Annotated in this window: 9 protein-coding genes; 2 read left to right on the top strand and 7 right to left on the bottom strand. The window is 74.0% G+C overall.

The window, feature by feature from the left end:
- Position 1: 1 nt before the first annotated feature.
- The 5 genes from dnaE to lspA all read right to left on the bottom strand — a co-directional run bounded on the left by dnaE (position 2) and on the right by lspA (position 6,584).
- Complete coding sequence (gene dnaE, locus ACFO3M_RS03860; RefSeq protein WP_387986585.1) at positions 2 to 3,568, bottom strand: DNA polymerase III subunit alpha; 3,567 nt, start codon at positions 3,566 to 3,568, stop codon at positions 2 to 4.
- 212 nt (positions 3,569 to 3,780) lie between these two features.
- Positions 3,781 to 4,224 (bottom strand): GNAT family N-acetyltransferase, encoded by a 444-nt coding sequence (locus ACFO3M_RS03855; RefSeq protein WP_387986583.1) that lies wholly within the window; start codon positions 4,222 to 4,224, stop codon positions 3,781 to 3,783.
- Positions 4,221 to 5,039, bottom strand: a complete 819-nt coding sequence (locus ACFO3M_RS03850; protein WP_387986582.1) for a CPBP family intramembrane glutamic endopeptidase — start codon at positions 5,037 to 5,039, stop codon at positions 4,221 to 4,223. Before ACFO3M_RS03850 ends, ACFO3M_RS03855 begins: the two co-directional genes overlap by 4 nt.
- Positions 5,040 to 5,046: 7 nt before the next feature.
- Positions 5,047 to 5,982: an RluA family pseudouridine synthase gene (locus tag ACFO3M_RS03845; protein ID WP_387986581.1), complete on the bottom strand. Its 936-nt coding sequence runs from the start codon at positions 5,980 to 5,982 to the stop codon at positions 5,047 to 5,049.
- 17 nt (positions 5,983 to 5,999) lie between these two features.
- Positions 6,000 to 6,584 (bottom strand): signal peptidase II, encoded by a 585-nt coding sequence (lspA, locus tag ACFO3M_RS03840; protein WP_387986578.1) that lies wholly within the window; start codon positions 6,582 to 6,584, stop codon positions 6,000 to 6,002.
- 298 nt (positions 6,585 to 6,882) lie between these two features.
- Here lspA and mqo point away from each other — a divergent pair, with 298 nt between their 5' ends.
- Positions 6,883 to 8,376 carry a malate dehydrogenase (quinone) gene (gene mqo, locus ACFO3M_RS03835; protein WP_387986576.1) on the top strand — a complete coding sequence of 498 codons (1,494 nt, stop codon included), beginning with the start codon at positions 6,883 to 6,885 and terminating at the stop codon, positions 8,374 to 8,376.
- A 48-nt stretch (positions 8,377 to 8,424) separates the two neighbouring features.
- On the opposite strand, the gene ACFO3M_RS03830 is transcribed toward mqo, so the two are convergent.
- On the bottom strand, positions 8,425 to 9,936 hold the full coding sequence (locus tag ACFO3M_RS03830) for a potassium/proton antiporter (protein WP_387986573.1): 1,512 nt from the start codon (positions 9,934 to 9,936) through the stop codon (positions 8,425 to 8,427).
- A 117-nt stretch (positions 9,937 to 10,053) separates the two neighbouring features.
- On the opposite strand from ACFO3M_RS03830, the gene ileS reads away from it, so the two are divergent.
- Positions 10,054 to 13,224 carry an isoleucine--tRNA ligase gene (gene ileS, locus ACFO3M_RS03825; protein ID WP_387986570.1) on the top strand — a complete coding sequence of 1,057 codons (3,171 nt, stop codon included), beginning with the start codon at positions 10,054 to 10,056 and terminating at the stop codon, positions 13,222 to 13,224.
- Between the two features lie 34 nt (positions 13,225 to 13,258).
- Here ileS and ACFO3M_RS03820 read toward each other — a convergent pair.
- Positions 13,259 to 13,633 (bottom strand): hypothetical protein (locus tag ACFO3M_RS03820; protein ID WP_465253857.1); only part of this gene is annotated, 375 nt, incomplete at its 5' end.

Raw genomic sequence — 13,633 nt, 5'->3', positions numbered from 1 at the left:
GTCACAGCAGGGCGACGCTGGTCGGTCCCAGCAGTGCCTTGATGTCGCCCATGAGGGCCGTGCTCGGCCGCACCCGCAGCCCCTGGTCCAGCCGCAGCACCGTCTCGCGCCCGTTGTTGAGCAGCTTGAGGTGCACCTCGGTGGTGCCCGGGTGGCTGCCCAGCACCTCGCGCAGCCGTTCGACCACCGGCGGGGTGCAGCGGGCCGCGGCCATCGACACGAGCACCGGGCCGCGGGGGCCCTCGGTGAGCTCGGGGACGGTCACCTCGGAGCCGAACAGCGAGGGCTGGTCGTCGCGGCGGCTGATCCGGCCCTTGACCACGACGATCTGGTCGCGGACGACCTTCTCCGAGACCTCCGCCCAGGTCTTCGGGAAGAACAGCACCTCGATGCCGGACTCGAGGTCCTCCAGCGTCGCGATGGCCCACGGCGCGCCCTGCTTGTTGGTGCGGGGCTGCACCGAGGTGAGGATGCCGGCGATCGTGACGTTCGCGCCGTCCTCGACCCCGCCGGCGTTGATCTCCGCGATCGGGGTGTCCGCGTTGGCGGCGAGCACGTGCTCGACGCCGTGCAGCGGGTGGTCGGAGACGTAGAGGCCGAGCATGTCGCGCTCGAAGACCAGCCGCTCGGACTTCGACCAGTCCGCCGTCGGGACGGCGATGTCCAGCGCGCTGCCGAACGGGTCGTCCCCGTCGCCGCCGAAGCTGCCGAACAGGTCGAACTGGCCCTCGGCCTCCTTGCGCTTGAGCGACATGGCGGCGTCGACGGCCTGGGCGTGGATGGCGGCGATGCCCTGGCGCGAGTGGCCGAGGGAGTCGAAGGCGCCGGCCTTGGCCAGGGACTCGATGACCTTCTTGTTGCAGGCCACCGTGTCGATCTTGCGCATGAAGTCGGCGAAGTCCTTGAACGCGCCCTTCTCCTCGCGCGCCCGGACGATCGAGTCGACGACGTTGGTGCCCACGTTGCGCACCGACGCCAGGCCGAAGCGGATGTCGGTGCCGACCGCGGTGAAGTCCCAGGAGGACTCGTTGACGTCCGGCGGGAGCACCTTGATGCCCATCCGGCGGCACTCGGCCAGGTAGACCGGCCGGCGGTCCTTGTCGTCGCCGACGCTGGTGAGCAGCCCGGCCATGTACTCGGCCGGGTAGTTGGCCTTGAGGTAGGCCGTCCAGTAGGAGACCAGGCCGTAGGCCGCCGAGTGCGCCTTGTTGAACGCGTAGTCGGCGAACGGGACGAGGATGTCCCACAGGGTCTTGATCGCGGCGTCGGAGTAGCCGCGCTCCTTCATGCCGGCCTCGAAGCCGACGAACTCGGCGTCGAGGACGGACTTCTTCTTCTTGCCCATCGCGCGGCGCAGCAGGTCGGCCTTGCCGAGCGAGTACCCGGCGACCTTCTGCGCGATCGCCATGACCTGCTCCTGGTACACGATCAGGCCGTACGTGCCGCCCAGGATGTCCTCGAGCGGCTCGGCCAGCTCGGGGTGGATCGGCGTGATCTCCTGCTGGCCGTTCTTGCGCAGCGCGTAGTTGGTGTGCGAGTTCGCGCCCATCGGGCCCGGCCGGTAGAGCGCGCCGACCGCGGAGATGTCCTCGAAGTTGTCCGGCCGCATGAGCCGCAGCAGCGAGCGCATCGGCCCGCCGTCGAACTGGAAGACGCCGAGGGTGTCACCGCGGGCCAGCAGGTCGTAGGTGGCCTTGTCGGTGAGGTCCTTGCTGATCTCGTCGAGGTCGATCGGCTCCTTGCCGTTCGCGACGATGTTGCGCAGCGCGTCGTCGATGACCGTGAGGTTGCGCAGGCCCAGGAAGTCCATCTTCAGCAGGCCGAGCGTCTCGCAGGTCGGGTAGTCGAACTGCGTGATGATCGCGCCGTCGTTCTCGCGGCGCATGATCGGGATCGAGTCGATCAGCGGGTAGCGGCCGATGATGACGCCGGCCGCGTGCACGCCCCACTGCCGCTTCAGGCCCTCGAGCTTGCGCGCCTGGTCGACGACCTCGGCCGCGCCGGGGTCGGACTCGTAGCGGGCGCGGAACTCCGCGGCCTCCTTGTAGCGCGGGTGGGCCGGGTCGAAGACGCCCGACAGCGGGATGCCCTTGCCCATCACGTCCGGGGGCATGAGCTTGGTCAGCTCGTCGCCCACCGAGTAGGGGCGGTCGAGCACCCGGGCGGCGTCCTTGATCGCGGCCTTGGCCTTGATGGTGCCGTAGGTGACGATCTGGCTGACCCGCTCCTCGCCGTACTTCCGCGAGACGTACTGGATGACCTCCCCGCGGCGGCGGTCGTCGAAGTCGATGTCGACGTCGGGCATCGAGACGCGCTCGGGGTTGAGGAACCGCTCGAAGATCAGCCCGTGCTGCAGCGGGTCGAGGTCGGTGATGCCCATGGCGTAGGCGGCCAGCGAGCCCGCGGCCGAGCCGCGGCCGGGGCCGACGCGGATGCCGTTGTCCTTGGCCCAGTTGATGAAGTCGGCGACCACGAGGAAGTACCCGGGGAAGCCCATCTGGGTGATGATCCCGACCTCGTAGTCGGCCTGCTTGCGCACGTGGTCGGGGATGCCGTTCGGGTAGCGCTTGTGCAGCCCCCGCTCGACCTCCTTGACGAACCAGGAGGTCTCGTCCTCCCCCGGCGGCAGGGGGAACCGCGGCATGAGGTCGGCGCCCTCGGTGAAGGCCACCTCGCACTGCTCGGCGACCAGCAGCGTGTTGTCGCACGCCGAGGCCAGGTCGCCGGGGAACAGCGCGCGCATCTCGGCGGCGCTCTTCAGGTAGTAGCCGTCGCCGTTGAACTTGAAGCGGTTGGTCTCGTTCAGCCGCGCCCCGGTCTGGATGCACAGCAGGGCGTCGTGGGCCTCGGCGTCCTCCTTGTGCGTGTAGTGGAGGTCGTTGGTGGCCAGCAGCGGGATGCCCAGGTCCTTCGCGATCTCCAGCAGCTGCGGGCGGGTCTTCTGCTCGATGGACAGGCCGTGGTCCATCAGCTCGGCGTAGAAGTTCTCCTTGCCGAAGATGTCCTGGAAGTCGGCGGCCGCCTGCCGGGCGCGGTCGAGCTTGCCCGCGCGCAGCCACATGTTGACCTCGCCGGACGGGCAGCCCGTCGTCGCGATGAGGCCCGTGCCGTAGCGCTCGAGCAGGTCGCGGTCGAAGCGCGGCTTGCGGTACTGGCCCTCGAGGCTGGCCAGCGAGGAGATGCGGAAGAGGTTGTGCATCCCCTCGGTGGTGCGCGCCAGCAGGGTCATGTGCGTGTAGGCGGCCTTGCCGCGGGAGGACCCGCCCTCGCCGTCCTCGTCGATGAGGTTGTCGCCGAAGTCGAACGGCGCCCGGTCGAACCGCGAGCCGGGCGTGTAGTAGCCCTCCATGCCGATGATCGGCTTCACGCCGGCGGCCTTGGCCTGCTTGTAGAAGTCGTAGGCGCCGAAGACGTTGCCGTGGTCGGTCATGGCCAGCGCCGGCATGCCCTGCTCGGCCGCGGCCTTCGTCACCTCGGGCAGCTTGGCCGCCCCGTCGAGCATCGAGTACTCGGTGTGGACGTGCAGGTGCGCGAACGAGTCGGTGCTCTGGGCGGCGCTGCTGCTCACGGCGGTGCGGTGCTCCTCACGGGTCGTGCTGGCCCGGCCGTCGGGTGCTCCGGCGGGCGACCGGCGGGGAAGACCGGGCGGCGCGGTGCGGGCTCGGGACTGGTCCGGCCGGGCACCGACGCAGGCCCGGGCCGGTCCCCTGATCCTCGCACCGGGGACGTTCTACGCCGAGGGTCTGACAGGACGTGTCCCGGCGCGGCGGGACGACCCCGTCACAGTCGGCGGCGCATGGTGACGTGCCGGATGCCGGCCTCCTCGTACTCCTCGCCGACGGCGGTGTAGCCGGCCCGCTCGTAGAAGCCGCGGGCGGTGACCTGCGCGTGCAGCTCCACCTCGGTCAGGCCGCGCAGCGCCGCCTGCCGGTGCAGCTCGGTCAGCACCGCGGCGCCGTGCCCGGCGCCGCGGGCGGCGGCGTCGACGGCCATGCGGCCGATCACCCCCCGCCCGTCGCGCTCGAGCAGCCGCCCGGTGGCCACCACCCGGCCGGCCAGGTCGCCGTGGAGGCCCCGGCTGACCGCGTGGACGGCGGTGGCGTCGGCGGCGTCCTGCTCGACCTCCGGCGGCACGCCCTGCTCCTCGACGAAGACCCGGGTGCGCACCGCGACCACCTCCGGCCAGTCGGCGGCGGTGGCGACGCCGGCCGTCGGGGCGCTCACGCGGGCGCCCCGCCGGTGGCGCGCGGCGCGGGCAGCGCCTCGGGCAGCGCCGACGACGGCACGAGCAGGAACCGCAGGTCGACCGCGGCGTGCAGCAGCACCGGCAGCAGCAGCGACCCCGTCTCCAGGTACAGCGCCGCGAACACCCCGCCCAGCACGCCGGTGAGCACGACCCCGCCCACCCCCTGGTAGGCGTGCGCCAGCCCGAAGGCCACGGCCGCGACGGCGACCAGGACCGCGTGCGGCAGCCCGCCGCCCACCGCGGCGACCACCGCGAGGAAAAACCCGCGGTAGAGCCACTCCTCGCACACCCCCGCGGTCACCCCGACGACGGTGAACAGCCGCCGCTCGGACCGGCTGCGCGGCAGCAGGGCCAGGGTGGCGTGCACGGGCGGCTCGGCGTGCCGGCCCTGGGCGGGCGGGGAGGTGCCCGGCTGCGGCGTGCCCGCACGGGTCAGCGCCCCGCTGCGCAGCACCCGGACCGAGACCAGCGCCAGGACCAGGACCAGCAGCGCGGCGGCGCCGGTGACCGGTCCCGGCGGGCCGGTGGGCCAGGCCAGCCCGACGGCGGCGGCGTCGACGTCCGGCGCTGCCAGCCAGACGACGAGGGCGAGGGCCGCCAGCCCCCACTCGAGGACCAGCAGCCGCCGGTAGAAGGAGCGCCGGGCGGCCGGGTCGGTGCGCAGCCGGCCCTCGAAGCGGCGGTGCAGCACGTGCCCGACCAGCGGCTCGCCGGCGACGAGGTAGACCCCGACGACCACGGCCGACAGCGCGGCGGGGCCCCAGTCGGCGAGGGTGGCGGGGAGGCCGGTCACGGGAGGGTCAGGACTCGGCGCGCAGGACGGCCAGCGCCCCGGCGAGGTCGTCCGGGTAGTCGCTGGTGAACTCGACCCGGTGCCCGTCGGCGGGGTGCGCGAAGCCCAGCCGCACCGCGTGCAGCCACTGCCGGGACACCCCGAGCCGGGCGGCCAGCGTCGGGTCGGCGCCGTAGGCGGTGTCGCCGACGCAGGGGTGGCGCAGCGCGGAGAAGTGCACCCGGATCTGGTGGGTGCGGCCGGTCTCGAGGTGGATGTCGACCAGGCTGGCGGCCGGGAAGGCCTCGATCACCTCGTAGTGGGTGACCGACGGGCGCCCCCCGGAGACGACGGCGAACTTCCAGTCGTGCCGCGGGTGCCGGTCGATGGGCGCGTCGATGGTGCCGCGCGAGGGGTCGGGGTGGCCCTGTACGAGCGCGTGGTAGCCCTTGTCGACCGTCCGCTCCTTGAACGCCGCCTTGAGCAGCGTGTAGGCGCGCTCGCTCTTGGCGACGACCATCAGCCCCGTCGTGGCGGCGTCGAGGCGGTGCACCACGCCCTGCCGCTCCGGGGCGCCGGAGGTGGAGATGCGGTAGCCGGCCGCGGCGAGCCCGCCGACGACGGTCGGGCCCTCCCAGCCGGGGCTCGGGTGCGCCGCGACGCCGACCGGCTTGTCGACGACCACCACGTCGTCGTCGTCGTGGACGACGGTCAGGCCGGGCACCGGCTCGGGCGGCGGCGCCTCCCCCGGCGGCGGGGGCAGCTCGACCTCCAGCCAGCTGCCGCCGGTGAGCCGGTCGCCCTTGCCGCGGACGCGGCCGTCGACCCACACCTTGTCGGCGTCGGCGAGGTCGGCGGCGACCGCGCGGGACAGCCCGAACAGCCGCGCCAGCGCCTGGTCCACCCGCTGGCCCTCCAGGCCGTCGGGCACCGGGAGGGCGCGGTGCTGACCGGGAGCGCTCACCGGTCCATCGTGACAGGTCAGCCGCGGGACACCGCGCCGTCGCCGCGGTCGCGGGTCCGGGTGCCGTCGAACTCGACGCCGCGCAGCGCGAGGTAGGCCCCGAGCAGCCCGCCGCAGACGATCGCGGAGTCGGCCAGGTTGAAGATCGGGTACACCTCGCCGTCCGGCGCGAACACCGACAGGAAGTCGACGACGCCGCCGCGCAGGAACCCCGGCTCGCGGAACACGCGGTCGACCAGGTTGCCCAGGGCGCCGCCGAGGACCAGCCCCAGCGCGACTGCCCAGCCGGTGGAGTACAGCCGCCGCGCCGTCCGGACGATCACCACGGCGACGGCGACCGCGACCAGCGTGAAGACGACGGTGAAGCCCTCGGCGAAGGAGAAGGCGGCGCCGGTGTTGCGCGCGTGCGTGAGGTACAGCGCCCCGCCGAGCACCCGGAGGTTCTCGCCGCGGTCGATCGTGGCGACGACGAGCAGCTTGCTGCCGAGGTCGGCGAGGAAGACGGCCGCGGCGAGCAGGAGGAGCAGCCGCGTGCGCGCGCGCCGGGCCGGTGCCGGGGCGGCAGCGTCCGCGGCGGCAGCGTGCACGGCGGCGTCGTACACGGCGGCGTCGTCCGGAGCGGCCGCGGCGGGGGCCTCCGCGGGGTCCTCGGGTCGCTCGCTCAGCGGGGGGCTCCTCGTGCTCGCGGCGGTGTGCGGGTGGCCGCGGGAGGCGGCCGGCGAGCCCGACGATAGCCTCGGCGGCCGTGCCTCCCGGCCCGCGGCGCGGCCGTACCACCGCCGCGACGGTGAGGCAGCTCACCGCCGGGTAGACGAATCTCACACCCCGCCGAGGGCGTCCCGGGACGCCGTTCGGCCGATCGTCGGAGATGGCGCACGTCCACCCGGCAGGAAGGCAGTCGTGTCCACCGACCTCGGTTCAGCCACCGACCCCGATGTGGTGCTCGTCGGCGGGGGCATCATGAGCGCGACCCTGGCGTCGCTGCTCGGTGTCATCGCGCCGGAGTGGAGCATCACCGTCTTCGAGTCCGCGGACGCGGTGGCGGGCGAGAGCTCGGACGCGTGGAACAACGCCGGCACCGGGCACGCGGCGCTGTGCGAGCTGAACTACACGCCCGCGGGGCCGGACGGCCGGGTGGACACCACCAAGGCCCGCCTCATCAACGAGCAGTTCCAGGTGTCGCGCCAGTTCTGGTCGCACCTGGTGCGCAGCGGCCTGACCGGCTCGCCCAAGGAGTTCATCTCCCCCGTCCCGCACGTCAGCTTCGTGACCGGGGAGGGCGGGCGCACCTACATGCGCAACCGCCATGCGGCGCTGTCGGCCGAGCCGCTGTTCGCCGGGCTCGAGTACACCGACGACCCCGCCGAGCTGGCGGGGTGGGTGCCGCTGGTCATGGACGGCCGCGACCCCGCGCAGGTCGTCGCCGCGACCCGCTCGGTCGCCGGCACCGACGTCAACTTCGGCGCGCTGACCCGGCTGCTGCTCGAGCAGGGCGAGGCCCGCGGCGTGCAGGTGCACACCGGCCAGCGGGTCACCGGCCTGGAGAAGCGCGACGACGGCCGCTGGAAGGTCACCGTCACCGACGGGCGGACCGGCGAGGAGCGCACCGTGCGCGCCCGGTTCGTCTTCGTCGGCGCCGGCGGCGGCGCGCTGCCGCTGCTGCAGAAGGCGGCGGTCCCCGAGATCCGCGGGTTCGGCGGCTTCCCGGTCAGCGGCATGTTCCTGCGCACCCGCTCCCCCGAGCTGGTCAGCCGGCACCAGGCCAAGGTCTACGGGCAGGCCGCCGTCGGGGCGCCGCCCATGTCGGTGCCGCACCTGGACCTGCGCCTGGTCGACGGCGAGTTCTCGCTGCTGTTCGGCCCCTACGCCGGCTGGTCGCCGAAGTTCCTCAAGGCCGGCTCGGTGTTCGACCTGCCGCTGTCGGTCAAGCCGAACAACCTCGGCTCGATGCTGGGCGTGGCCCGCACCGAGCTGGCGCTGACCAAGTACCTGGTCACCGAGCTGCTGCAGTCGCGCAAGGCCCGCCACCGCACGCTGACGGAGTTCGTGCCCCTGGCCGAGCAGGCCGACTGGGAGATGATCACCGCCGGCCAGCGGGTGCAGGTCATCAAGCGCGACCCGAGGAGCGGCAAGGGCGTGCTGCAGTTCGGCACCGAGCTCATCGTCGGCGGCGACGGCTCGATCGCGGGCCTGCTGGGCGCCTCCCCCGGCGCCTCGACGGCGGTCTCGGCGATGCTCTCGCTGGTCGAGCGGGCGTTCCCCGACCGGGTGGCCGCGCGCCGCGCCGCGCTCGAGGAGGCGATCCCCTCCTACGGCCGCGACCTCTCCTCCGACCCGGCCCTGCTGGCGGCCGTCCGCGCGGACACGACGCAGACCCTCGAGCTCAACGGCTGAGGTCCGCTCCGTTCCCGCGACTGGGGGGAGTCGTCGTCCGGGGGCCGCTCAGTCGGACTCGGTCGCGGCGCCCTGCTCGCCGCGCCAGGTGGCCAGCCGGCCCGCGCGGCTGACCGCCCGCAGCCGGCGCTCGGCCTCCGGGCGGGAGCGGCGGGCCGACACCAGCAGCGCCTGGTCCCCGCGCATGAGCCGGGTGGTCTCGTCGGGCACGAACGACCGCCCGTCGCGGACGATCAGCACCACCGCGGCGTCCTCGGGCAGCCGCAGCTCGGGCAGGTAGACGCCGTGCAGCCGGGAGCCGTCGGGCACCCGCATCTGCATGAGCTCGGCGTCGAGCTCCTCCAGCGGCGCTGACTCCACCTCGATCTCGCGCGGGGTCAGCGGCGCGGCGATGCCCAGCCGGCGGGCCACCCAGGGCAGCGACGAGCCCTGCACGACGGTGAAGACGACGACCAGCACGAAGACCGTGTCGAAGACGAACGAGGCGCCGGGCACCTGCGCGGTGAGCGGGAAGGTGGCCAGCACGATCGGCACCGCGCCGCGCAGCCCCGCCCAGGACACGAACGCCTGCTGCACCGCCGGCATGCGGAACCAGACGAGGCTCGCCAGCACCGACAGCGGCCGCGCCACCAGCAGCAGCGCCAGCCCGACCAGCAGCGCCGGGCCGATCGCGTCGGGCAGCCGGCCGGGCGAGACCAGCAGCCCGAGCAGGACGAACAGCCCGATCTGGGCCAGCGTGGCCATGCCCTCCGCGAAGCCGATCGTGACCGCCCGGTGCGGCAGCGCCGCGTTGCCGAGCACCAGCCCGCACAGGTAGACGGCGACGAAGCCCGACGTGTGCGCCAGCGACGCCGACGCGAACGCGAGCACGCACAGCGCCAGCGTGGCCAGCGGGTAGAAGCCCGACAGCGGCAGCGCCGCGCGGCGCAGCAGCCAGGCACCCCCGGCCCCGAGCGCCAGCCCGACCACCGCGCCGCCGACCAGCTCGGCGACCACCACCACCACGGTCACCCACCAGGACTCCGTCTCCTCCCCGGTGAGCGCGTCGGACAGCACTGCGACCAGCAGGATGACGGGCGCGTCGTTGAGCCCGGACTCCACCTCCAGCGCGGCCACCATCCGGCGCGGCAGGGGCAGCCGGCGCAGGGTCGCGAACACCGCGGCGGCGTCGGTCGAGCTCACGACGGCGCCCAGCAGCAGCGCGAACGGCCAGTCCAGGTCCAGGAGCCAGACGCCGACCGCCGCCGTCGTCGCCACGCTGACCACGACGCCGACCGTCGACAGGGCCAGCCCCGGCCCGACGGCGCGGCGGACGTCGCCCCACCGGGTGGTCAGGCCGCCCTCGGCGAGGATGACGACGAGCGCGGCGACGCCGAGGGTCTGGGTGAGCGCGACGTCCTCGAACTCGATGCCCAGCCCGCTCTCCCCCAGCGCCACACCGAGCGCGAGGTAGAGCAGCAGGCTCGGCAGACCCAGCCGGTCGGCCACGCGCAGGGCGACCGCGGCCACGAGCACCACCAGCGCCCCGACTGCCAGGGCGAGCGTGACCGTGGTGTTCACCGCCCGCTCCCCATGGTGATCAGTCTCCCGTACGCCCGCGGCCGGGCCGCCGCGCCTGGACGTGGGCGCGCTCGACGGCTCGGGGACGAGGGGAGGGCAGGGTGGGAGGATCGGTCCGTGAGCTCTCCGTTCCGTGCGCTGCCGCCCCAGGTCGACCTGCCCGCGCTCGAGCAGGACGTGCTGCGCCGCTGGGAGGACGCCGACGTCTTCGCCCGGTCGCTGGAGGCCTCGCAGGGCCGCCCGCAGTGGGTCTTCTACGAGGGCCCGCCCACCGCCAACGGGCGCCCGGGCACCCACCACATCGAGGCCCGGGCGTTCAAGGACGTCTTCCCCCGCTTCAAGACGATGCAGGGCTGGCACGTGCCCCGCCGCGCCGGCTGGGACTGCCACGGCCTGCCGGTCGAGATCGCCGTCGAGCAGGAGCTCGGCTTCGCCGGCAAGCCCGACATCGAGCGCTACGGCATCGCCGAGTTCAACGCCCGCTGCCGCGAGTCGGTCATGCGGCACGTGGACGCGTTCAGCGACCTCACCCGCCGCATGGGCTACTGGGTCGACATGTCCACCGCGTACTGGACGATGGACCCCTCCTACATCGAGAGCGTCTGGTGGTCGCTCAAGCAGGTCTTCGACAAGGGCCTGCTGGTCGAGGACCACCGCGTCGCCCCGTACTGCCCGCGCTGCGGCACCGGCCTGTCCGACCACGAGGTCGCCCAGGGCTACGAGTCGATCACCGACCCCTCGGTGTACGTCCGGCTGCCGGTCACCGACGGCGAGTGGGCCGGGAAGGCCGACCTGCTGGTCTGGACGACGACGCCGTGGACGCTGCCGTCGAACACCGCCGTCGCGGTGCACCCCGACGTCACGTACCTGGTGGCGCGCGACAACTCCGACCCGGCCCGCCCCACCCTCGTCGTCGCCGAGCCGCTGCTGGGCGCCGTCTTCGGCGACACCGACGACGTCGAGGTGCTGGCGCGCACGACCGGCCGCGACTGGGAGCGCACCCACTACCGGCGCCCGTTCGAGCTGGTCGACTTCCCCGAGGGCCCCGACGGTCGGCCGCAGGACGCGCACTACGTCGTCCTCGCCGACTACGTCACCACCGACGACGGCACCGGCCTGGTCCACCAGTCCCCCGCGTTCGGCGCCGACGACCTCGCCGTCTGCCGCGCCTACGGCCTGCCGGTGGTCAACCCGATCGACGCCTCCGGCCACTTCCTGCCGGAGGTGCCGCTGGTCGGCGGGCGCTTCTTCAAGGCCGCCGACGACGCCCTCGTCGTCGACCTGCAGCAGCGCGGCGTCCTGTGGCGCGAGCAGCGCTACGAGCACAGCTACCCGCACTGCTGGCGCTGCCACACGCCGCTCATGTACTACGCGCAGCCGTCCTGGTACATCCGCACCAGCGCGGTCAAGGACCAGCTGCTCGCGGAGAACGAGAAGACGCACTGGCACCCCGAGACCATCCAGTGGGGCCGCTACGGCGACTGGCTGAACAACAACGTCGACTGGGCGCTGTCCCGCGACCGGTACTGGGGCACCCCGCTGCCGATCTGGCGCAACGACGCCGACCCGTCCCGCACGGTCGTCGTCGGCTCGCTGGCGGAGCTGTCGGAGCTGGCCGGCCGCGACCTGTCCGACCTGGACCCGCACCGCCCCTTCATCGACGAGGTGACCTTCACCCGCCCCGGCGAGGAGGGGACCTACCGGCGCGTGCCGCAGGTCATCGACGCCTGGTACGACTCCGGCTCCATGCCCTTCGCGCAGTGGGGCGCGCCGCACCGGAACCGGGAGGAGTTCGAGGCGGCCTACCCGGCGCAGTTCATCTGCGAGGCGATCGACCAGACCCGCGGCTGGTTCTACTCGCTGATGGCCGTCGGCACGCTGGTCTTCGGCAGGAACTCCTACGAGAACGTGCTGTGCCTGGGCCACATCCTCGCCGAGGACGGCCGCAAGATGAGCAAGCACCTGGGCAACATCCTCGAGCCGATCCCGCTCATGGACCGGCACGGCGCCGACGCCGTCCGCTGGTTCATGCTGGCCGGCGGCTCGCCGTGGTCGGCGCGGCGGGTCGGGCACGAGACGCTGTCCGAGGTGGTCCGCAAGGTCCTGCTGACCTACTGGAACACCGCCAGCTTCCTCACCCTGTACGCCGAGACCAACGGCTGGGACCCGGCCGCCTCCCCCGCTCCCCCGCGGGCCGAGCGGCCGCTGCTGGACCGCTGGGCGCTCGCCCAGCTGGCCGCGGTCACCGAGGGCGTCACCGACGCGCTGGAGGCCTTCGACACCCAGGGCGCCGGGCGGCTGCTCGCGCAGTTCGTCGACGACCTGTCCAACTGGTACGTCCGCCGCTCGCGGCGCCGGTTCTGGGACGGCGACCCCTCGGCGCTGGGCACCCTGCACGAGGTGCTCGACGGGCTGACCCGGCTGATGGCGCCGTTCACCCCGTTCGTCACCGAGGAGGTCTGGACGCGCGTCGTGCGGCCGGGCCTCGGCGACGACGCCCCGGACTCGGTGCACCTGGCGTCCTGGCCGGCCGTCGACGAGGACGCCCGCGACCCGCAGCTGGTGGCGCAGGTGGACCTGGTGCGCCGGCTGGTGGAGCTGGGCCGGGCGGCGCGGACCTCGGCGAGGGTGCGCACCCGCCAGCCGCTGGCGCGGGCCCTGGTCGCCGCGCCCGGCTGGTCCGCGATGGGCCGCGACCTGGTGGCCGAGGTCGCCGACGAGCTCAACGTGGCCGAGCTCGACGAGCTGGCGGCGGTGGGCGGCGACCTGGTCGACGTCAGCGTCAAGGTCGACTTCCGCGCCGTCGGGCGGCGGCTGGGCAAGCAGGTGCAGGCGGTGGCGAAGGCCGTCGCCGCGGCCGACCCCGCCGCCCTGGTCGCGGCCTACCGGGCCGGGACCGCGTCGGTCGACGTCGACGGCGAGGCGGTGCCGCTGGCCGAGGGCGACCTGGTGGTCACCGAGACCCCGCGCGAGGGCTGGACGGTGGCCAGCGCCGCCGGGCTGACCGTGGCGCTGGACCTCACGCTCACCCCGGAGCTGGAGCGGGCCGGGCTGGTCCGCGAGGCGGTGCGGCTGGTGCAGGAGGCCCGCAAGAACGCGGGCCTGGCGGTCAGCGACCGGATCGAGCTGTGGTGGACCGCCGACGGGCCGATGGCCGAGGCGCTCACCGCGTCCGGCGAGCAGCTGGCCGGCGAGGTGCTCGCCACCGCCGTCCACGCGGGTACCGCGGGCGAGGGTGCCGGCGTCGAGGGGCCGAACGGCTCCCGCTTCTGGCTCGCCCGGGCCTGACCTCGTGGCCGCCTGACGCGGCCGCCCGCCGCGGTCAGCCGCGGCGGGCGGCCCTGCGGGCGCGCTCGACGGTGGCCAGGTGCGCGTCCGGTCCGCAGACCGCGCACGGGGTGAACCCGTCGGTGCGCGCCTCGTTCACCGGCAGCGGGATCGGCTCCCGGCCGGCCAGCCAGGGGCAGTCGGCCAGGTGGTAGCGCGGGTGCTCGTCGACGACGAGCACCTCGTCGGTCAGGTCCACGACCAGGAGCAGGTCGGTGACCTCGACGTCCTCCTCCGGGGTGTCGCCCCCGTTCAGGGACGCGCCCGTGGCGGCGCCGCGGGCGGGCTGCGCGGGGGCCCGGGCGGGCGCCTCGGCGGCGGCGGGCCCGGCGGGTGGCCCGTCCGTCTCGGGGGCCTCGTGCCGCCCGGC

The sequence above is a fragment of the Geodermatophilus arenarius genome, from assembly GCF_042654585.1.
Taxonomy (GTDB): Bacteria; Actinomycetota; Actinomycetes; order Mycobacteriales; family Geodermatophilaceae; genus Geodermatophilus; species Geodermatophilus arenarius.
This window is presented reverse-complemented; position numbering and strand designations above follow the sequence as displayed.